General features: G+C 67.1%; 19 protein-coding genes and 1 tRNA gene. 8 read left to right on the forward strand and 12 right to left on the reverse strand.

Annotation, left to right across the window (positions count from 1 at the left end):
* Positions 1–2: 2 nt before the first annotated feature.
* Positions 3–902, reverse strand: coding sequence for a 4-hydroxy-tetrahydrodipicolinate synthase (gene dapA, locus V5F78_RS09635; RefSeq protein WP_394071676.1), 900 nt, complete (start codon positions 900–902; stop codon positions 3–5).
* Positions 903–1162: 260 nt separating this feature from the next.
* Here dapA and V5F78_RS09640 point away from each other — a divergent pair, with 260 nt between their 5' ends.
* Positions 1163–3391: a transglycosylase SLT domain-containing protein gene (locus V5F78_RS09640; protein ID WP_394071675.1), complete on the forward strand. Its 2229-nt coding sequence runs from the start codon at positions 1163–1165 to the stop codon at positions 3389–3391.
* Between the two features lie 152 nt (positions 3392–3543).
* Positions 3544–4794, forward strand: a complete 1251-nt coding sequence (locus V5F78_RS09645) for a multidrug effflux MFS transporter (RefSeq protein ID WP_394071674.1) — start codon at positions 3544–3546, stop codon at positions 4792–4794.
* Positions 4795–5178: 384 nt separating this feature from the next.
* Here V5F78_RS09645 and V5F78_RS09650 read toward each other — a convergent pair whose 3' ends face one another.
* From V5F78_RS09650 to gor, 3 genes are all read right to left on the reverse strand, one after another.
* Positions 5179–5475 (reverse strand): hypothetical protein, encoded by a 297-nt coding sequence (locus V5F78_RS09650; protein ID WP_394071673.1) that lies wholly within the window; start codon positions 5473–5475, stop codon positions 5179–5181.
* A gap of 24 nt (positions 5476–5499) precedes the next feature.
* Complete coding sequence (locus V5F78_RS09655; RefSeq protein WP_509276740.1) at positions 5500–5895, reverse strand: hypothetical protein; 396 nt, start codon at positions 5893–5895, stop codon at positions 5500–5502.
* Positions 5896–5986: 91 nt separating this feature from the next.
* Complete coding sequence (gor, locus tag V5F78_RS09660) at positions 5987–7348, reverse strand: glutathione-disulfide reductase (protein ID WP_394071671.1); 1362 nt, start codon at positions 7346–7348, stop codon at positions 5987–5989.
* A 189-nt stretch (positions 7349–7537) separates the two neighbouring features.
* On the opposite strand from gor, the gene V5F78_RS09665 reads away from it, so the two are divergent.
* A complete protein-coding gene (locus V5F78_RS09665; protein ID WP_394071670.1) occupies positions 7538–9688 on the forward strand; it encodes a glycosyltransferase family 2 protein in 2151 nt (716 codons plus the stop codon).
* 26 nt (positions 9689–9714) lie between these two features.
* On the opposite strand, the gene V5F78_RS09670 is transcribed toward V5F78_RS09665, so the two are convergent.
* From V5F78_RS09670 to V5F78_RS09680, 3 genes are all read right to left on the reverse strand, one after another.
* The gene (locus V5F78_RS09670; protein WP_394071669.1) at positions 9715–10236 is read right to left on the reverse strand and encodes a DUF2059 domain-containing protein; all 522 of its coding nucleotides are present in this window, start codon (positions 10234–10236) and stop codon (positions 9715–9717) included.
* Between the two features lie 22 nt (positions 10237–10258).
* Entirely contained in the window at positions 10259–10963 is a 705-nt protein-coding gene (gene rpiA, locus V5F78_RS09675) for a ribose-5-phosphate isomerase RpiA (RefSeq protein ID WP_394071668.1), read from the reverse strand.
* A gap of 97 nt (positions 10964–11060) precedes the next feature.
* The gene (locus V5F78_RS09680; RefSeq protein WP_394071667.1) at positions 11061–11546 is read right to left on the reverse strand and encodes a hypothetical protein; all 486 of its coding nucleotides are present in this window, start codon (positions 11544–11546) and stop codon (positions 11061–11063) included.
* Between the two features lie 157 nt (positions 11547–11703).
* Here V5F78_RS09680 and gph point away from each other — a divergent pair, with 157 nt between their 5' ends.
* On the forward strand, positions 11704–12390 hold the full coding sequence (gene gph / locus V5F78_RS09685) for a phosphoglycolate phosphatase (protein WP_394071666.1): 687 nt from the start codon (positions 11704–11706) through the stop codon (positions 12388–12390).
* Positions 12391–12511: 121 nt separating this feature from the next.
* Positions 12512–12586 (forward strand) — tRNA-Val (locus V5F78_RS09690).
* Positions 12587–12860: 274 nt separating this feature from the next.
* Here V5F78_RS09690 and V5F78_RS09695 read toward each other — a convergent pair.
* A complete protein-coding gene (locus V5F78_RS09695) occupies positions 12861–13154 on the reverse strand; it encodes a hypothetical protein (RefSeq protein WP_394071665.1) in 294 nt (97 codons plus the stop codon).
* Positions 13155–13318: 164 nt separating this feature from the next.
* Here V5F78_RS09695 and V5F78_RS09700 point away from each other — a divergent pair, with 164 nt between their 5' ends.
* The 3 genes from V5F78_RS09700 (at position 13319) to V5F78_RS09710 (ending at position 15605) form a co-directional block, all read left to right on the forward strand.
* Positions 13319–14005: a VIT1/CCC1 transporter family protein gene (locus tag V5F78_RS09700; RefSeq protein ID WP_509276742.1), complete on the forward strand. Its 687-nt coding sequence runs from the start codon at positions 13319–13321 to the stop codon at positions 14003–14005.
* 6 nt (positions 14006–14011) lie between these two features.
* A complete protein-coding gene (locus V5F78_RS09705; protein WP_394071663.1) occupies positions 14012–14863 on the forward strand; it encodes an alpha/beta fold hydrolase in 852 nt (283 codons plus the stop codon).
* Between the two features lie 157 nt (positions 14864–15020).
* The gene (locus V5F78_RS09710) at positions 15021–15605 is read left to right on the forward strand and encodes a L,D-transpeptidase (protein ID WP_394071662.1); all 585 of its coding nucleotides are present in this window, start codon (positions 15021–15023) and stop codon (positions 15603–15605) included.
* A 192-nt stretch (positions 15606–15797) separates the two neighbouring features.
* Here the strand turns inward: V5F78_RS09710 and V5F78_RS09715 are convergent, their stop codons facing one another.
* From V5F78_RS09715 to V5F78_RS09730, 4 genes are all read right to left on the reverse strand, one after another.
* A complete protein-coding gene (locus V5F78_RS09715; protein WP_394071661.1) occupies positions 15798–16004 on the reverse strand; it encodes a cold-shock protein in 207 nt (68 codons plus the stop codon).
* A gap of 437 nt (positions 16005–16441) precedes the next feature.
* The gene (locus V5F78_RS09720) at positions 16442–17488 is read right to left on the reverse strand and encodes an ABC transporter substrate-binding protein (RefSeq protein WP_394071660.1); all 1047 of its coding nucleotides are present in this window, start codon (positions 17486–17488) and stop codon (positions 16442–16444) included.
* An 18-nt stretch (positions 17489–17506) separates the two neighbouring features.
* A complete protein-coding gene (locus tag V5F78_RS09725) occupies positions 17507–18316 on the reverse strand; it encodes an ABC transporter permease (protein WP_394071659.1) in 810 nt (269 codons plus the stop codon).
* Entirely contained in the window at positions 18313–19170 is an 858-nt protein-coding gene (locus V5F78_RS09730) for an ABC transporter ATP-binding protein (protein WP_394071658.1), read from the reverse strand. Before V5F78_RS09730 ends, V5F78_RS09725 begins: the two co-directional genes overlap by 4 nt.
* Positions 19171–19377: the final 207 nt, after the last annotated feature.

Genomic DNA, 19377 nt, shown 5'->3' on the forward strand with positions numbered 1-19377 from the left:
CCTCAGTTCAGCAGGCCCGCGTGGGCCATCGCGCTGCGCACGACCGCACGGGTGGTTTCGGAGACCGGCACCATGGGCAGGCGCACGTCCTCGGCCATCTTGCCGAGCAGCGAGAGCGCGAACTTGGTCGGCGCCGGATTGGTCTCGACAAACAGAGCGGTGTGCAGGGGAAACAATTTGTCCTGCAGCGCCAGGGCGGCCTTGAAGTCGCCCGCGATGCAGGCGCCCATCAGCTCGGAGGAGAGGCGCGGCGCCACGTTGGACGCCACCGAGATGCAGCCGTGGCCGCCATGGGCCATGAAGCCGAGCGCGGTCGCATCCTCGCCCGAGAGCTGGATGAAATCCGGCCCTAGGGTGAGGCGCTGCTGGGACACCCGCGCCAGATTGGCGGTGGCGTCCTTCACGCCGACGATATTCTTCAGCTCATACAGCCGCGCCATGGTCTCGACCGACATGTCGATCACAGACCGGCTCGGAATATTATAGATGAAGATCGGCAGGCCCACCGCGTCATTGATGGCCTTGAAGTGCTGGAACAGGCCCTCTTGCGTGGGCTTGTTGTAATAGGGCGTCACCACCAGCAAAGCGTCGGCGCCGACCTTCTCGGCATGGCGCGAAAATTCGACCGCGCTCTCGGTGGAATTGGAGCCGGTGCCGGCCATGACCGGAACGCGCCCCTTCACCTGCTCGACGCAGATCTCGATCACGCGATTGTGTTCCTCGTGGCTCACCGTCGGGCTCTCGCCCGTGGTGCCGACCGGAACCAACCCGTCGATACCCTCGGCGATCTGCCAATCGACGAAGTCGCGGAACGCTTTTTCATCCAGCGCACCATCCCGGAAAGGAGTGACCAGGGCCGTGAACTGACCCCGGAAGTGCGGCAGGGACGAAGAGGAGGACATGGCAGGTGCCTTGTTGTGAAAAACGATTCGCGCCCGCCTGATTTCAGCGGGTGGATCGCATCAGATAAACTGTTGCGAGCCGGCCGGAAAGGGTCGCGCGGGCTCCGGCCCTCGTTTTGCCGGTTTCGTGAGGCTCCTTCGCGGCGGGCTGCTTAGCATTTCGTCAAGGCACATGGCGAACAATAGGGCGGAACATCCGGCCTCCAACGGTCGCGCGGCAACAGGCTCTGCGAGCCCCAGCCAGGACGTGAGGAACGAATATGTCGCCTGCCCACCGCCTGATCTCCCGCACCGCCCTGGCGATCGCGCTCGCCTGGACCGCGCCGGTGATGGCCGCTTCCGACACGTCCGATTCGCCGCCCGCCAAATCCGCGAAGAGCGCCCCGGCAAAGTCCACCGACTCCAAGGCGAAGACCGACACGAAGAAGGCCGACGCCAAGAAGAGCGACGCCAAAAAGAGCGACGCGAAGAAATCCGACGCGAAGAAAACCGAGTCGAAGAAGACCGCCACCTCGAAGGCGCACGCCAAGCCGGCGAGCGCGGCACTCTCCCTCGCTCCGGCCCGCGCGCCGGCGGTTTCGCTGTCGGGCGAACTTGGCCAATTGCGCTCGGCGGTCACCGCCGCCAAGAACGGACAGGGCACGCAGGCCCTAGCCATGGCGCGGGATTTGAACGATCCCGTGGCCCGCAATCTCGTGACCTGGCTGGTCATCCGCAATGCGCCGAACGATCTCGGCTTCGATGGCATCAACGCGTTTCTCAAGGAGAAGCCCGGCTGGCCGACCCAGAGCACCCTGCGCCGCCGCGCGGAGCGGATGCTGCTGGTGGAAAACCGCAGCCCCGACGTGATCCGCGCCTTCTTCTCGGAGGCCGATCCGCTTTCCGGCGAAGGCAAGATCGCGCTCGCGCGCGCCTTCGCCGCCTCCGGCGACCGCGCCACCACCACCGCCCTGGTGCGCGAGGCGTGGCGTGAGGATGATCTCAGCGAATCGGTCGAAAAGACCGTGATGACCGAGTTTGGCCCTCTCCTCACCCGCGCCGATCACAAGGCGCGCGCCGACACGTTCAGCTACAAGCCGGACACTGATCGCGCCATGCGCGCCGCCGCACGCGCGGGCAGCGATGTGGTGGCCCTCACCCAGGCCCGGCTCGCCATCGCCCGCAAGGATCCCAACGGTGCCAAGCTGCTGGCGGCGGTGCCGTTCACCCTCGCCAATGATCCGGCCTATCTGTTTGCCAAGTCCCAACTCGCCCGCCGCGCGGATCGCCCCGGCGAGGCCGCCCAGGCGCTGCTGAGCGCGCCCGATACCCGGGCCGCCGTGGGTGATGCGGATGAATGGTGGATCGAGCGCCGCCTGGTCTCGCGCGAGCTTCTCGACAGCGGGGATTTCAAGACCGCCTATCGCGTCGCTGCCCATGGCGCGACGCCCACCGCCGACAATTATCGCGCCGAGGAGGAATTCACCGCAGGCTGGATCGCGCTGCGTTTCCTCAAGGACCCGCGCACCGCCGCCCAGCATTTCGCGCGCATGGCGCACGAGCAGAAGCACCCCATCACGCTCGCCCGCGCCGGCTATTGGCAGGGCCGCGCGGCGGAGGCGATGGGCGACACCGGCACCGCCCGCGCCCGCTATGAGGCGGCCGCCCGCTACAGCACCACCTATTATGGACAGATGTCGCGTGCCCGCCTCGGCCTGCCGCCGGTGGCGCTGCGCCGCCAGCCGGAGGCTTCCGGCCAGGCCCGCGCCACGTTCGATCGCATCGAGCCGGTGCGCGCCATCCGCCTGCTCTATGCCATCGGCGAGCGCGATATCCCGCTGACCATCTATTACGACCTCGCCTGGCGGATGGAGGATTCCACCCATCTCGCCATGGTGGCGGAGCTGGCCCAGGCGAATAACGACACCCGCGGCGTCATGGTGGTGGGCAAGGAAGGCTCGGCGGAGGGCCATCCCCTCGACGTCGCCTCTTTCCCGACGTTTGGCCTGCCCTCTTATACCTCCATCGGCAATCCGGTGGACAAGGCGGTGATCTATGCGGTGGCCCGGCAGGAGAGCCAATTCAACCCGCGCACGCTCTCCAGCGCCAAGGCCATGGGCTATATGCAGGTGACGCCCGCCGCCGGCCGCGAGGTGTCCAAGCAGACCGGCGCGCCTTATAACGAAGCGCGGCTGATGAGCGACCAGTCCTACAATGTCCAGTTCGGTGCGGCCGAGCTTGGCGAGCTGGTGAGCAATTACGGCGGCAATTATGTGCTGGTGTTCGCCGCCTATAACGCCGGGCGCGGCAGCGTGCGCAAATGGATCGAGCGCTATGGCGATCCGCGCGACCCGGACGTGGACGTGGTGGACTGGGTGGAGTGCATCCCCTATTCCGAGACCCGCAATTATGTGCAGCGGGTGATGGAGAATTACCAGGTGTACAAAGTGCGCTTCGGCGGGGCCGCCCGGCCCCAGCTGGAAGCGGATCTGCGCGGCACCACGCGCTGAACGCGGTCTGAACGAGAGCAGAAGGGGAATCGCCGGGGCGGCGTTTGCGGTGACACAATAAAGTGCGGGCACTCCCCGCAGCGATCGCCTAGAAGCGGGCACAACGCCCTCCCCTTGCGCCGTCCTCCGGCGCGCTTTCGAGCCTTTTCCCCATGACGAACCGCAACAGCGCCCCGGCCCGGCCGGGCGCATCGGCACCCGGCTTCATTGAATTCGTCGCCATTATCGCCCTCATGATGGGGCTGACCGCCTTCTCCATCGACAATCTGCTGCCCGCCTTCGAGCCCATCCATCATTATTTCGCGGTCGCCAACCCGAACGATCTCCAACTCATCATCTCGGCCTATCTGATCGGCTTCGCGGTGATGCAGATCGTGTTCGGCACGCTCTCCGACGTGTTCGGCCGCAAGAGCATGCTAATGATCGGGCTCGCGATCTATTGCGCCGGCTGCCTGATCGCCATGACGGCGGACAGTTTCAACACGCTGCTGTTCGCCCGCGCGGTGCAGGGCATGGGCTGTGCGGCCGCGCGCGTGCTGTCGGTGGCGATCGTGCGCGATCGCTTCCAGGGGCGCGACATGGCGCGGGTCATGTCGTTCGCCATGATGGTGTTCCTGGTGGTGCCGATCCTGGCGCCGGCAGCCGGCGGGGCGATGCTGCTGGTGGGCAATTGGCACGTGATCTTCGGCGCCATGCTGCTTTTGAGCCTGGTGCTCGCCACCTGGTTCGCGCTGCGCATGCCGGAAACCTTGCATCCGCAATATCGCGTGCCGTTCTCCGTGCGCGCCATTCTCGCGGGCCTGAGAATGACCGTCACGAACCGCCGGGCGTTCGGCTATGCCAATGCCATGGGCCTGATGCTCGGCTGCCTGATGGGCTATGTGGGCTCCTCGCAGCAAATCTTCGAGACCGACGTCTATCAACTCGGCCGGCTGTTCCCGCTGGCCTTCGCCGCCATCGCCGGGGTGATGTCGGTGGCCTCCTTCATCAATGCCCGCCTAGTGAACCGGATCGGCATGCGGCGGCTGTCGCATTTCGGGCTGTGCGGCTTCACCTTGGTGGGCGGGTTGCAGGTGCTCGCCGCGCTGGGGTTCGAGGGACGCCCGCCGGTGCTGCTGTTCTGCCTGCTGGTGGGCCTCAATCAGGCGCTGTTCGCGCTGACGGTGCCGAATTTCAATTCCATCGCCATGGAGCCCCTGGGCGCGGTGGCGGGCACCGCCTCGTCCTTCCTGGGGTTCTACACCACGCTGATGGGGGCGCTGCTTGGCATGGCCGTGGGCCGGGCCTTCGACGGTACCGTCCTGCCGCTGGGCCTGGGCTATTTCCTGCTCGGCGCGCTCGGCATGGTGGCGGTGTTGTGGGCCGAGCGCTGGCGACTGTTCGGCACCACGCCCGGCCACTAGGGCCGGATCTGCCCATATTGAATCGCCTAAGGCGATGCAATATGGGCGGATCGCGCTCTAGGAGCGATCGACATTCATGGCTTGACGCCGTGCAGGAAACAATCGTCATGGCCGGGCTTGCCCCGTGCATCCACGCGGCGCCGCTGACACCGGCTTTTCAAGATCCGCGCGGGCGGTCCGGCGTGGATGGCCGGGACGAGCCCGGCCATGACGGCTGGTGAAAGAAAGACATGCGCGGGCGCCTGACGCCATGCGCTTCGACGATACACTCCAACGCTGAATGTCGATCGCTCACGAGCAGAGTTCCCTTGCAGAGTTCCCTTGCAGGAGTGGGCTTTGCGATAAAGCGCGCCCGCGCTTTCCCCCGCGAAGGCGGAGGAAAGCCTATTTGCCGAGTTCCTTCTGGCAATCCGCGATGGTCTTGCCGAGCTTGGCGTGGCTGGCGTCGGACTCGGTGGTCTCGCGCAGGGTGCAGGCGTCCAGGCTGTCGAATGCGGTGAGGTTCGTGATCTTGGCGCCGGTGAAGGCTTCAAGCGTCGCCTGGCGATCGTCCGGGCCGAGGCGCTGATATTTCAGCACCGACCCGGGCTTGTCCTGGGCGGGCGTGATGGGATCGGCGAACGCGGCAACTGGCGCAAGGGCGAGCGCGCAGACGAAAAGGGCGACGGCGGGGCGCTGCACGAGGAAACTCCAGGATCGGTGCGGTTAAGCCTCTATCTGCACCGACCGGAAATAATCGTCCAGCATGTCTCTGGGGAAGGCCGGCAGGTTTTCAAGCCCGATGTTCCGCAGCAGCGGCGGCATGGGCACATCGGCCATCACCTCGTCCTCGCGGTTCAGTTGCCGGGCCGCGCGCAGCACGCTTTGCGACTGGTCGCGGATGACCTCGGCAAGGGTGGCCGCATTCTCCAGATCGAACAAGGCCAGCATCACCTGCGGGTCGGCTTCCATCTGGTGATGGAACACGGTGCGGTAATTCGCGGGCAGCGCGCCGATGCCCGGCGCCACGCGGGGCGCATCGGCCCGGCGCTGGTCCACGCTGCCGGAGAGCGGCGCGCGGCCGGTGCTGTCGATATCAATCTGGGGAACCTCGGTCATCATGCTGTCTCCGGCTGTTCCCGCGGCGCGACCGGCCGCAGGACTCTGGAAGACAACGCGCCAAGGCGCAGTCCGGTTGCCCCAGCGGCGCGGTTTATGACGCTTTGGTGCGGAGCGTCACCAATTCCTCGGCGGACGTGGGATGCACCGCGACCGTGCGGTCGAAGTCCGCCTTGGTGGCGCCGAGGCCGAGGGCCACCGCCGCAAGCTGGATCATCTCGGATGCCGCCTCCCCCAGGATGTGGCAGCCGAGCACCTTGTCGGTCTGCGCATCCACCACCAGCTTCATGAAGACGCGCGATGGATTGCCCGAGAGCGTCGCCTTGAGCGGGCGGAAATCGGTCTTGTAGATGTCGAGCGTATAACCGGCCTTGCGCGCGGCGGCCTCCGAGAGGCCGACGGTGCCGATCTCCGGCTCGCTGAACACGGCGGTGGCGATCAGCGAATGGTCGACCTGCCAGGGCTTGTTGCCGAACACGGTGTCGGCGAAGGCGTGCCCCTCGCGAATGGCCACCGGCGTCAGATTGATGCGATTGGTGACGTCGCCCACCGCATAGATGGAGGCAACATTGGTGGCCGAATGGGCATCCACCTTCACCGCGCCCACCGCGTCCAGCACGACGCCCGCGGTTTCCAGGCCGAGATTGCGCGTGTTGGGCACGCGGCCGATGGCCAGCATCACCTCGTCCACTTCCACCTCGGTCTCGTCGGAGAGGCGAACCCGCTTGCCGCCCTCGACCGCCGTGATGGATGTGAGCGTGCGCCCGCACATCATGCGCACGCCGGCGTGCTCCATCTCCTTGGCGAGATGGGCGCGGATCTCGTCGTCGAACCCGCGCAGGATCACTTCGGCGCGCTGCACCAAGGTGACCTCGCAGCCGAGCGCGTTGAACATGCCGGCGAATTCTACCGCGATATAGCCGCCGCCCTGAATCAGGATGCGCTTCGGCAACGCTGGAAGATGAAACGCCTCGTTCGAGGTGATCGCCAATTCGCAGCCCGGAATCGCAGGGCCGAGCGCGGGATGGGCGCCGGTGGCGATGAGGATATATTTCGCCCGCACCCGCTCGCCGGTGGCGAGAATCTGCACCGTATTGGGGCCTTCCAGCACCGCGCGGGACGCGACGATCTTCACCCCCGCCGCTTCCGCATTGCGCCGATAGATCGCCTCGAGGCGGCCGATTTCCGTGTCCTTGTTGGCGATCAGGGTGGGCCAGTCGAAGCGCGCGCCCTCCACGCTCCAGCCGAAGCCGGCCATGTCCTTCAGGTCCTGGGCATAGCGGCCGGCATGGACGAACAGCTTCTTCGGCACGCAGCCGCGAATGACGCAGGTGCCGCCCATGCGGTATTCCTCCGCCAGCATCACCTTGGCGCCGTGCTGGGCGGCGATCCGGGCGGCGCGCACGCCACCGGACCCGCCACCGATGACGAAGAGGTCGATTTCGGTGTCGGACATGGCGTGCTCCTGTTGGCCTTCACGGCTGGGCCTTCGCGGATGGGTCCGCGCGGCCCTGCCGAGATGTAGACACGCAGCCTGCGCCGTCAAGCGCGCGCAGGGCATGGCTGTGCCCGCGCTTGCGGGGCGCTGCGAGGGGTGCTTCAAGACCCGGAACGCTCCCCGCCGACCGAGGCACACCGCATTCGAATGCCCGCAGAGATTTCCCCGCTCTGGCTTCGCGCCGACGATACCGAACACGGCGCGCGGCGCTTTTTCCTGCCGTGGCTCTGGCGCGCGCGCCTCGCCGCCGGGGACGGCGTGTTCGCGGTGGAAATCGCCCGCGAGCCCGCGCGGGCCACGGACCCGCTGGAGCTGACCTTCCTCGCGTCAAACGGGGCCGTGCTCGGCCGGGCGACGATCGCCGCGCCGGTGGCCGCGCTCCTGCTGCCGCGCGGCACCGCGCGCGTGAGCGCGACACCGGGGGATGGCCTGCGCCTCGGCTTGTATCCGCGCGGAAAAGTGTGGCTGAAGCTGCATGCCTTCGCCCGTGGCAGCTTTCCCGGCCTGCCCCCGCACCGGCGCTGGCGGGCGGCGGGCGCGGCGGCGCGCGATCTGCGCGGCATGCACGCCTCGCTGTTCGCCGATTCGCCCGCCCGCCAGATCCAGGCGACGCGACGCTATCTGCGCTATCGCAAGGCCCATGTGGAGGATTTCACCGGGCCGCTCGCGCCGGAGGACGCGACCCTGTCGTTCCTCAGCGTGCTCGGTGCCGACACGCGGGCGCAGGATATCGCCGCTTGCCTCGCCGCCCTGCGCGGGCAGAGCGATCCCCATTGGGAATGGCTGATCGGCCTGCCGGACGCGGCGGGCGACATACCGGCCGAACTGGCGGACGAACCGCGCGTCCGCGTCCTGCCGGGCGCCGGCACCGCGCCGCTGACCTTCAATGCGCTGCTGGCCGCCGCCAAGGGCGAGACGGTGGCGCTGCTCGATCCCACCGGCCAGCCCACCCGCGATGCCGTGGGGATGATCCGCGCCGCGTTCGCGGCCCATGCCGATTGCATGCTCGCCTATACCGACGAGGAAACGCTCGATGACACGGGCGCGCCGCGCGACGGCGTCTTCAAGCCGGCGTTCAACCGCCACCTGCTGCGCGCGGTGGACTATTTCGGCGATATCGTCGCGCTGCGCACGGCCCATGCCCGCGCCATCGGCGGCGCGCGGGCCTATCTGCCGCTGGCGTGGCGCTATGATTTGTTGCTGCGCGCCGTGGGGGCCGTTTCGCCTGCCGCCATCCGCCATATTCCACGCGTCGGCTATGGACGACAGGGCGCTGGCGGCTGGACCGGCTTTTCCTCCCCCGACCAAGCCCGTGAAGCCGCGCGGGCGCTGGAGGATGCCACCGGCGCCCCGGTGGAGATCCGCGCCGACCTGAAGCTGCGCCCGCATTACCGCCTGCCGGACACGCCGCCGCTGGTGTCGTTCGTCATCCCGACCCGCGATCGCGCCGATCTCATGGGCATGGCGCTGCGCTCGCTGATCGCACACACGGCCTATCGCAATTTCGAGATCGTGATCGTCGACAACGGCTCGGTGGAGGCCGAGACCTTCGCTCTGTTCGCGGAGATCGCCGCCGCCTGGCCGCGTACGATCGTGGTGCGCGATGAGGGCGGGTTCAATTATCCGCGCATCTGCAACGCCGGCGTGGACGCAGCCTCAGGCAATCTGATCTGCCTGCTGAACAACGATATCGAGGTGGTGGAGCCCGGCTGGCTACACGAGATGGTCTCGCTCGCCGCCTTGCCGGGCACCGGCATCGTCGGGGCGAAGCTGCTGTTTCCCGATCGCACGCTCCAGCATGCGGGCGTGATCGCCGGGCTGTTCCGCTATGCCGCGCACTGGTTTTCCCATGGCGCGGAAGACATGGCCGGCCATCTCGGGCGCCTGCATGCGCGCAACAATCTCAGCGCGGTCACCGGCGCGTGCCTGATGATCAGCCGGGAATGCTGGGACCAGATCGGCCCGCTCGATGCCGAGCGCTTCGCCGAGGATTGCAACGATATCGACCTGTGCCTGCGCGCCCGGGCCGGTGGGTTCGAACTGGTGTGGACGCCGTTCGCGCTCCTGCTGCACCATGAATCCGCCTCGCGCGGGCGCCGGCGCAGCAAGGCCCATCGCGAGCGGCTCAAGGCCCAGCGGGCGCGCATGGAAGCGCTCTGGCGCACCGCCACGCTGGTGGACCCGCACTATAATCCCAATCTCGCGCGCAACAGCCTGCACGCCGGGATCGCCAAGCACCCGGAGGGAAGCCGGAATCCCCGCACCGATGCCATAGCCCCGCCGCACGCGACGCCCTGAAGCGTCGCGTCAAAACGCGCCTCAGATCACAGATCGTAGCCGCGCTTCTTCATTTCGACGCGAATCCGCTCCATCGCGTCGGAATTGAGCTTGGCGCTCCAGGCCTGGATGTTCTGCACCGCCTGCTGGACGATCGCGGGACGGTCGTTCACCAGCTTCTGCCCGGTGGGCGACTTGTAGAACGCCAGCGCCTCCTTCAGCTCGGCCTCGGTGAAGCGCTGCGCATAGGAGGCGGCGACCATGTCGATGATCTCCGCCTGGCGCTTCTCGAACTCCGGGCGCAGGGCGACGGCGACGTCGCGCAATTGGGGGGCGAGATCGGGATTGGTCTGGAGGAAGCCGAGCGCGGCGCCGTCCACCAGATTGGCGATCACGCCGTTGAACGCGCGGGCTTCGCCGTTTGCGTTCACCAAGTCGCGCGCGGCCTGCATCTGGCCCGCGGAGGGCTGGACCGTCAGCTGCTGGGCCTGCTGGGCAAGGGCGACGCCGCCCGAGAGCGAGAGGGCGAACAGGCCGGCACCGAGGCGTTGGGCAAGCGAGGGGCGCATATTCTTCTCCGTTGAATTGGGTTCAGGCAGACCGTTCGAGCAGCTCGATGCCGCCGGGACCAGCCAGGATGACGCGGCGCGCGAGGCCGAGAAAAAGTCCGTGTTCCACCACGCCCGCCACCTGCTCGATCTGGCGGGCAAGCGCCGCCGGGTCGGGAATGCGGCCGAGATGGGCGTCCAGGATGACATTGCCCTGGTCGGTGACGAAAGGCGCCGCCCCGTTCACCCGGCGCAGCACCAGATCGCCGGCGCAGCCCGCCGCCTCCAGCGCGCGCGCCAAGCGCAGGGTAATGGCGGGAACGCCGAAATCCACCACCTCGATCGGCAGCGGAAAGCGGCCGAGCTGCGCCACATGCTTGGAGGCGTCCGCGATCACCACCATTTCGCGCGCGGCGCTGGCGACGATCTTCTCGCGCAGCAACGCCCCGCCGCCGCCCTTGATGAGCGCGAGATCAGGCCCGACCTCGTCGGCACCGTCGATGCACAGGTCCAGCTCGGGCAGTTCGTCCAGGGTCGCCAGCGGCACGCCGAGCGACAGCGCCTGCGCGCGGGTCTGTTCGGAGGTGGGCACGCCCACGACGTTCAGCCCCTCGCGCACCCGCGCCGCGAGCAGATCCACGAAATGCCGCGCGGTGGAGCCGGTGCCGAGGCCAAGGCGCATGCCGTCCGTCACGAATGTGAGGGCACGGGCGGCGGCGGCGCGCTTCAGGTCTTCGGCATCGGCCATTTGGGTGTCCGGTGGCTGGCGGTGGCTGGCTGAACGGTTGCTAGCCTTGATCGGCGCCGCCGACAAGCGGGGAGGCCGGCGACAGATGGCTTCACGGCTACTTTGCCTGCGGCGTGCACAGGACCATGGGCTCCGCGCCGCCCCCGCCGCTCTTGGGCACGTCGCGCACATAACACACGCTCATCTCGCCCGTGTCCGCATTGACGCGGAAAATGCCGGTCTCCCCGGCAAAGCGGGTGGAGACCAGGGAATAAGCCCCGGCCTTCTGCGCCCCGGCGCCCTCGCCCTTGGGAAAGCAGCGTGTGAGGCCGACGAGCGCGCTGTCGGGCCGCTCGAACTGGCAGGCGGAGACTTCGCCGGTCTGGCGGTTGACGGAATAGACGCGGTTGGCCTGCACCGAGGGGGGCGCCTCGAAAGCGAAATTGCCCGCGCCGGGGGCGGTCTGCGCAAAGGCAGCCGTGCCGGTGAGCACGCCCGCCGCGAGGCCGGCCGCCGCCAGGATCCGGCGCCCCACCGGCATCCCGCGCCCCGCCACAGCCCTGCGTTCCGCCGTGCTCCTGCCGCGTCCGGACCATTCCGCCATGTGTCGTCTCCTTCGCGCCGCGCCCCGTGCCGCCGCCGTCGCCGGGACGCTGGACATGAAAAGCGGCAGGATTGTAGGCAGGGGGCGAGACAGCCAAGAAAAGCCACGCCCGAAAGCCAAGTCCGAAAGCCACGCCCTCCCCGCAAGGATGCTCCCCATGCTGAACCCGCGCCCCGTCATCGCCTTCGACCTCGACGGCACGCTGGTCGATACCGCGCCCGACCTGCTGGCGACCCTCGATGCGGTGCTGGCGGACTATGCCATCGCCCCCGTGGACCGCGACGCCACGCGCAACATGATCGGCGGCGGTGCGCGCATGCTGATCGTGCGGGCGCTGGAGCACAACGGCATCATCGCCCCCAAGGCGGACCTGGACGCCCTCACCGCGCGCTTCATCGCCCATTACGCCGACCATATCGCCGACCATTCCCGGCCCTTCCCCGGCCTGCTGGAGGCGCTCGACGCCCTCGCCGAAGAGGGCGCATTGCTCGCGGTGTGCACCAACAAGCTGGAGCATCTGGCCCGCCTGCTGCTCGACCGGCTCGACCTGACGCGGCGGTTCGTCGCCATCACCGGGGCGGACACCTACGCCAAGCCGAAGCCCGATCCCCTGCCCCTGCTCTCCACCTTCGCGGCGGCCGGCGCGGCGGACGGATTCGGGCTGATGGTCGGCGACAGCGCCACCGATGTGGCCACCGCCAAGGCCGCCGGGGTGCCGGTGATCGCCGTTTCCTTCGGCTATACGGAGATCGCGCCCTCAGCGCTCGGCGCCGATGTCCTCATCCATCATTTCGACCAGCTGCAAGGCGCGGTGCGCGATCTGCTGCGCCAGCCGGCGCGATGATCTGCGCGCGTCGAAGGGTAGGGGGCCGGTCGGCGGCCTGTGGATAGCTCCCCCCGCCCTTGACACCCCCGCGCTGGGGCACTAAATCGCTGCCTCCTGCCAGACGGCAAACGAAATGGCCGGTCGATTAGCTCAGCGGGAGAGCACTCCCTTCACACGGGAGGGGTCGTAGGTTCAATCCCTACATCGACCACCATTCTTCTCGATCCATTCCGATGATCGGCTGCAGCCGGATTTGGTTTGCCCGCCGCGCTGCGACGACGCGTGCGAATGGAGCCGCGCTGCCCGTCCCCCGTTCCCAGCTTTCGCCGTGTCGCCCGCCTGGAGTCATCCATGGGCGGAGATTCGCCCGAACTTCGGGTTTTATCCGCCGCAGAGCCGGCGAGGTCCCTCACGAAACCCATGTTCGTCTGCGCTAAGCCATTGTTTCACGTGAAACATTTTAGGTGATTGGGCGGCGGATGCGGATCTCACCACCCCCATCGGCGATCGCGTTCCGGCTCATAGCAGGTATAGCCCACGAAGCATTGCGGGTTGTCGCGGGTGCGCACCCATTCCGGCCGCAAGGCTTCGTCCGGCATGCAGAAGGTCATGTCCCGCACATAGCGGTCGAACGTCGTGGGCGAGGTATCCAGCAAAGCGGCGCCCCGGCTTTGCACCAGGCCCGCCGTTGCGGCACACGACATTTTATAACTCGCCGGCCGCGCGGACGCCGCCTGTCCGGCGGCGAGCACCAGCACACAACCCAGAAGAATGCGTTTCATCGCCTGACCTCCCTGGCCGACATCGCCCACGCGCCAGTCCCAAACGCCCCGCGCTTCTAAACAAGCCGGCGTGAGCGTCACAGTTCCCGCCGGACGTGGTAAGAGCGTCGTGATCGGGCCGCAGGGCGCAGGGGGCGCCCACGCTGGCTCGCGCTGGAGCTTGGATGATGGGCGTTTTTGAAGGAATCACTCGCTCTTTCAAGGCGTCCATCGGCGAAATCGTGTTCGGCATGGAAGACGGCACCGTCTCCATCTTCGGCCTGGTGTTCGGCGTCGCGCTCACCACCAATGACGCGAAGACGGTGCTGATCGCCGGGGCCACCGGCGCGGCGGCGGCGGCCGTCTCCATGATGGCGGGATCCTATCTGGACGCCGAATCGGTGCGCGATGCCCGCCGCGCCCGCGCCCAGGCAGCGCCGGCCGAGCGGCGCGCGGAACTCGCCGGCAGCCTCACCGCCATCCGCACCAGCCTGCGCGCCGCCGGCGTTGCCCCGACCGATGTGGACCAGATCAGCGCCGCCATCAGCCGCAGCCCGCAGGCCGTGCCCGCGCTGCGGTCCGCCCTCGCGCCGGATGGCAATGATGACGATGCCTCCCCCGCCGCCCACGCCTTCTGGATGTTCGTGTCGGACCTGTTCGCGGGCTTTACCCCCGTCATTCCATTCGCCTTGCTGCCGATGGAACAGGCGCGCATCGTCTCGCTGGCGGTAACCGCCGCATTGCTGCTGGCGCTCGGCATCGGGCGCGGGCTGGTGGCGAAGCGGCCGGTCGCCCGGACGGCGTTGGAAACCTTGTCCGTCGCCACCTGCGCGGCCCTGGCGGGCATTGCCATGGGCCATTTTCTATCCTGAGGCCGCATGCGCGATCCCGTCACCCTGCTACCCCATCGCTCCACCCATGTGATCGCGCCCGACGGCGTGTCCCTGGCGGTCCAGGAATGGGGGACGGCGCTGGGCCGGCCGGTGCTGTTCATCCATGGCTACAGCCAGAGCGGCCTGTGCTGGCGGCGGCAGGTGGAGAGCGACGCGCTGGCGCATCTGCGGCTGGTCACGTTCGACCTGCGCGGCCACGGGGCCTCCGACAAGCCGCTTGAGCCCGTGCATTATCAGCAAGAGAGCCGCTGGGCGGGCGACCTCGCCGCACTCATCGACCAGCTCGCGCTGGAGCGGCCGGTGGTGGTGGGGTGGTCCTATGGCGGGCGGGTGATCTGCGATTATCTGCGCCATCACGGCGACGCCGCTTTGGGCGGCGTGGTGTTCGTGGATGCGGTCGTGGCCACCGAGCGTGCGCTGTTCGGCTCCTGCAACAATCTGATGCGCCTGATGGGCAGCGAGGACCTTGCGACCAACATCGCCGCCACCCGCGCCTTCCTGCGCAAATGCTTCGAAATCCCGCTCGACGCCGACAGCTTCGAAATCACCCTTGCGGCGAACATGATGACGCCGCCCCAGGTGCGCGCCAGCATGGGCGGGCGGCCCACGGATTATGCGCCGGAACTCGCCGCCCTCACCCGTCCGGTGCTGGCGGTGCATGGGCGCAAGGACCAGGTGATTCTCCCCGCCATGTCGGACCGCATCGCCGCGCAGGCCAGCGGGGCCGAGCATGTGGTCTTCGAAACCTGCGGCCACGCGCCCTTCCTGGAAGCGCCGGAAGCCTTCAATGCCCTGCTCGCGGGGTTCATTGCGAGGGCGCAACATTCCCTAAAGTAAGAAATTCTGGCGCTCTGCGACGTTCGATCACAGATGCATTCCGCGGGGAACCTCGCCGCCACAAATTGGTTGCATGATCGCCGCATTTGAGGCGACATCCCTATGACGCTGGTGGACGCTGCGTTCCTGGCGACATCATTGACCGAGGTGGGTCCCCATGGCTTTCAAGACCTTCGCCGTCGCCGGTTTCGCCGCCCTCGTCCTCGGCGCGATGCCCGCAAAAGCCAACGACACTTACGACATATTCGGCTTCAACAAGCTGTTCGGCACCTCATCGATGGGCGTGACGGCCGGCACCTCGCCGATCCCGCGCCAGATGGTGGCGATCGACGGCAAGTATAAGCCGGGCACGATCATCATCCGCACCAACGAGCGGCGCCTGTATTATGTGACGGCGCCGGGCCAGGCGATCCAGTATGGCGTCGGCGTCGGCCGCGAGGGCTTTCAATGGTCCGGCGTGAAGACCGTGAGCGCCAAGAAGGAATGGCCGTCCTGGACCCCGCCGTCGCAGATGCTGAAGCGCCGCCCCGATCTGCCGCGCTACATGCCCGGCGGCATCGACAATCCGCTCGGCGCGCGCGCCATGTATCTGGGCTCGAGCCTGTACCGCATCCACGGCTCCAACGAGCCGGACACCATCGGACAGGCGGTCTCGTCCGGCTGCATCCGCATGACCAATGACGATGTGACCGACCTGTACAATCGCGTGAAGGTCGGCGCCACGGTCTATGTGATGCGCTGAGCAGGACGCCCGCAGGCGGCTCCGGCTCGCCACGAGTCCCACTCGCCACGCAGCCGGCTTGCAACGACGCGGCTTGAAACGAGGCGGACAAAGAAAAGGCCGCTGCGGCACAGGCCGGCGGCCGAGAGTCCCGTCCGGCTCAACCGGACAAGAAAAATACCGATCCGGCTTCAGCCGGATCGGCGGGCAGCCTCAGAGGGCGGAGAGGTTCGAAGCCTTGGACTTGCCGCGGTTGTCGTCGACAACCTCGAACGACACCTTCTGGCCCTCGTTGAGCGTGCTTAGTCCCGAGCGCTCGACGTCGCTGATGTGGACGAACACGTCGGCGCCGCCGCCATCCTGCTGGATGAAGCCGAAGCCCTTCTGGGTGTTGAAAAACTTGACAGTACCTGTGGCCATATCGGCCTCCGTTCAGACGTTGCATTTGCTCCGCGCTTGACACGCGGGAGCCGGGCAGTCCGAAGGGAGTAGGCTTGAGATCGCGGCCCGAAGGGAACGAAACAAGGCAGGCCGCACGAACTGTCCCAACCCCTTTCGCGCCGCGGTCTTCACCGCCGGCCACGAAAAAGCACCCAGCCAGATCCGGGAGCGGAGTACATCCGTCCGCGTCCCCATTCCGCGCTCGCGCGCAGGACGTCTGTCTGGGATGGCTGCAACATAAGCACAAACTGCGTCGCAACAAGGGCATTGGCGCACTTTCTCGCCGCCACCGCGCCGCGCGCCCCGCGACCGCCCCGCCCCGCATCTGCTTTGCCGATCAAAATCAACGGCTTGGAGAAGGTGCTGGAGGCGGGCGAGAGCCAGATTTCTTCTGTGCGTCCCGCCCGCGCCCCGGGTTATTTCACGGTTTCCGCCGCCTTGGCGACGAAGCGTCCGTCGAACGTCTTCGGCAGGTCGATCTTCGCCGCCTTCAACTCGGGGTCGAATTCCACCAGCATGTTCAGCGCGTTTTTCATCCCGCTCTCGGGGATCACGCCGGTTCGCGAATAGATCGGCTTCGAGGCCTTCACCGCCGCGATATAAAGCGCCGGGTCGCCGAGCAGATACTCTTCCGGCACCACCTTCGCCACATCCTCGGGCGTGGCGGTCTTCAGCCACATGAGGGCCTTGTAGAAGGCATTCACCAGCTTCTGGGTGGTGATCGGGTTTTCGGCGATGAAATCGGTCTTCATATAGAGCACGGCGGCCGGATTGGTACCGCCGAAGATCTTCTGGTTGCCTTCTTCGGTGCGGCTGTCCGCGAGCACCACCACGTCGCCGTCGCTCTCCAGCTTGGTGATGACGGGATCGAGGTTGGACATGGCGTCGATTTCGCCGCGCTTCATTTGCGCCACCGCCGAGGCGCCGCCGCCGACGCCCACGAACGACACGTCCTCGGGTTTCAGGCCGTCCTTGGCCAAAAGGAAATTGACGAAGAAGTTCGTGGAGGAACCCGGCGCCGTGACGCCGATCTTCGCGCCCTTCAGATCCTTCACGCTCTTGTAGGTGTCGGCCTTGTCCTTGCGCACCACCAGCACGATGCCGGGATAGCGGCCAAGCTCGATCACCGAGGTGATGTCCTGCCCCTTCGCCTGCATGCGGATGGTATGCTCATAGGCGCCGGTGACCACGTCGATGGAGCCGCCGATCAGCGCCTGCAAGGATTTCGCGCCGCCGCCAAAATCATTGATGGTGACGTCGAGCCCCTCCTCCTTGAAGAAGCCCTTCCGCTCCGCAATCGTGAGCGGGAGATAATAGAGCAGCGGCTTGCCGCCGACGCCGAGCGTCAGGCTCGGCTTCTCGGCCTTCTGCGCCATGGCGGGCGCAGCCGCGCCGAGCGCAAGCAAGCCGCCGAGCGCGAGGCGGGCCAGCTGAAATGCACGTGGCAAAAATGCACGTCTCATGGGAATTCCTCCGTCCTGTTATCTTTGGTTTGACGCGGCGGTGGGGCGCCACACCATGAGGCGATTCTCGATCGCGCTTACGAACGTGTCGATGATGATTACGAACACCGCCAGCACCAGCATGCCGGAAAACACCCCGGTGACGTCGAACACCCCTTCGGCCTGATGGATGCGATAACCGAGCCCCGCCGCCGAGCCGAGATATTCGCCCACCACCGCCCCCACCAGCGCGAACCCGACCGCCGTGTGCAGGGAGGAGAACATCCAGGAGAGCGCGGACGGCCAATAGACGTGGCGCAGCAATTGCCGCTCGCTCATGCCGAGCATGCGCGCATTGGCGAGCACGGCGGGGCTCACCTCCTTCACGCCCTGGTAGACGTTGAAGAAGACGATGAAGAACACGAGCGTCACCCCGAGCGCCACCTTCGACCAGATGCCGAGCCCGAGCCACAGCGCGAAGATCGGTGCCAGCACCACGCGCGGCAAGGCATTGGCCATCTTCACATAGGGGTCGAACACGGCGGCCACCCGCTGCTGGCGCGCGAACCAGAAGCCCACCAGCACGCCGCCCACGGCGCCGATCAGGAAGGCGAGCACCGTCTCCAGCAAGGTGATGCCGAGGTGATACCAGATCACCCCGGTCGCGAAATCGCGCCACGTGCGCTCGAACACCGCGAGCGGCGTCGAGAAGAAGAACGGGTCCAGCGGATAGAAGGCCTTGGCGGAAACCAGCCCGGCCGGAATCTTGATGGTGGAGGCGAAATGCCAGATGGCGATGAGAACAGCCGCCACCAGCACTTGCAGCAGATGCAGCACCAGGCGGTTCATGCGGTCACACCCTCGGACTGGAGATAGCCCTTCACCACTTCCTCCTTCAGCGCCGACCAGATCTCCCGGTGCAAGGCATGGAACACCGGATCGAGCCGCACCTCGGCGATATCGCGCGGGCGCGGCAGCTCGATGCGCCATTGGCCGATGATGCGCGAGGCGGGCCCCGCGCCCATGATCACCACCCGGTCCGCGAGCGCGATCGCCTCTTCGAGATCATGGGTCACGAACAGCACCGCCTTGCGATCGGCGTTCCACAAATCCAGCAGCAGGTTGCCCATGATCTGGCGGGTCTGCGCGTCGAGCGGGCCGAAGGGCTCGTCCATCAGCAGGATTTTCGGATCGCGGATCAGCACCTGCGCCAACCCCACGCGCTTCCTCTGTCCGCCCGAAAGCATGTGGGGATAGCGATCGGCGAAGGCGGCGAGCCCCACGCGCTTCAGCCACGCCAGCGCCCGTTCACGCGCCTCGGCGGCGGGAATGCCCGCGACATCGAGCCCGATGGCGACGTTCTCGACCGCGGTCTTCCAGGGAAACAGGGCCTCGGCCTGAAACAGATATCCGGCCTGGCGATTGAGGCCGCCGAGCGGAGCGCCGAAAATGGAGACCGTGCCGGCGCCGGGAATGAGCAGCCCGGCCGTGGCGTTGAGCAAGGTGGATTTGCCGCAGCCCGTGGGACCGACGATGGCGACGAATTCCCCATCGGCCACCTCCAGGTCCGCCCCCTCGACGGCGATGAAGGCCGTCTCGCCCTTGGAGCGGGCGGGAAAGACGATCCGCACGCCCGCGAGTTGCACCGCGCAAGGCGGCGCATCACCCGCCGACGCGCCGCTGTGCGACATCGAACCTGCCATTGATCCTCCCGCGCGCCGGTGATCCGGCTTTGATTGGAGGGGAAGGTAAGGGGATTTTTTGCCGATGGGGAGGGCGTGCCGCAACGAAAACGCCGCCATCCCTGGGGATGGCGGCGCTTATCAAGCGGTCCGGCTGTCGGCAGCACGCGCCAAAGGCTGCGGCCGCCGTTTTATCGACAGCCGCACGAGCCGTGGCACTCCGCGAAA

The sequence above is a fragment of the Roseixanthobacter glucoisosaccharinicivorans genome (assembly GCF_043195095.2).
Lineage (GTDB): Bacteria > Pseudomonadota > Alphaproteobacteria > Rhizobiales > Xanthobacteraceae > NCEH01.

Coding starts and splice junctions, on each gene's coding strand:
- dapA (WP_394071676.1), bottom strand. CDS start 902: ATGTCCTCCTCTTCGTCCCTGCCGCACTTCCGGGGTCAGTTCACGGCC.
- V5F78_RS09640 (WP_394071675.1), top strand. CDS start 1,163: ATGTCGCCTGCCCACCGCCTGATCTCCCGCACCGCCCTGGCGATCGCG.
- V5F78_RS09645 (WP_394071674.1), top strand. CDS start 3,544: ATGACGAACCGCAACAGCGCCCCGGCCCGGCCGGGCGCATCGGCACCC.
- V5F78_RS09655 (WP_509276740.1), bottom strand. CDS start 5,895: ATGATGACCGAGGTTCCCCAGATTGATATCGACAGCACCGGCCGCGCG.
- gor (WP_394071671.1), bottom strand. CDS start 7,348: ATGTCCGACACCGAAATCGACCTCTTCGTCATCGGTGGCGGGTCCGGT.
- V5F78_RS09665 (WP_394071670.1), top strand. CDS start 7,538: ATGCCCGCAGAGATTTCCCCGCTCTGGCTTCGCGCCGACGATACCGAA.
- V5F78_RS09670 (WP_394071669.1), bottom strand. CDS start 10,236: ATGCGCCCCTCGCTTGCCCAACGCCTCGGTGCCGGCCTGTTCGCCCTC.
- rpiA (WP_394071668.1), bottom strand. CDS start 10,963: ATGGCCGATGCCGAAGACCTGAAGCGCGCCGCCGCCGCCCGTGCCCTC.
- V5F78_RS09680 (WP_394071667.1), bottom strand. CDS start 11,546: ATGGCGGAATGGTCCGGACGCGGCAGGAGCACGGCGGAACGCAGGGCT.
- gph (WP_394071666.1), top strand. CDS start 11,704: ATGCTGAACCCGCGCCCCGTCATCGCCTTCGACCTCGACGGCACGCTG.
- V5F78_RS09695 (WP_394071665.1), bottom strand. CDS start 13,154: ATGAAACGCATTCTTCTGGGTTGTGTGCTGGTGCTCGCCGCCGGACAG.
- V5F78_RS09700 (WP_509276742.1), top strand. CDS start 13,319: ATGATGGGCGTTTTTGAAGGAATCACTCGCTCTTTCAAGGCGTCCATC.
- V5F78_RS09705 (WP_394071663.1), top strand. CDS start 14,012: ATGCGCGATCCCGTCACCCTGCTACCCCATCGCTCCACCCATGTGATC.
- V5F78_RS09710 (WP_394071662.1), top strand. CDS start 15,021: ATGGCTTTCAAGACCTTCGCCGTCGCCGGTTTCGCCGCCCTCGTCCTC.
- V5F78_RS09715 (WP_394071661.1), bottom strand. CDS start 16,004: ATGGCCACAGGTACTGTCAAGTTTTTCAACACCCAGAAGGGCTTCGGC.
- V5F78_RS09720 (WP_394071660.1), bottom strand. CDS start 17,488: ATGAGACGTGCATTTTTGCCACGTGCATTTCAGCTGGCCCGCCTCGCG.
- V5F78_RS09725 (WP_394071659.1), bottom strand. CDS start 18,316: ATGAACCGCCTGGTGCTGCATCTGCTGCAAGTGCTGGTGGCGGCTGTT.
- V5F78_RS09730 (WP_394071658.1), bottom strand. CDS start 19,170: ATGGCAGGTTCGATGTCGCACAGCGGCGCGTCGGCGGGTGATGCGCCG.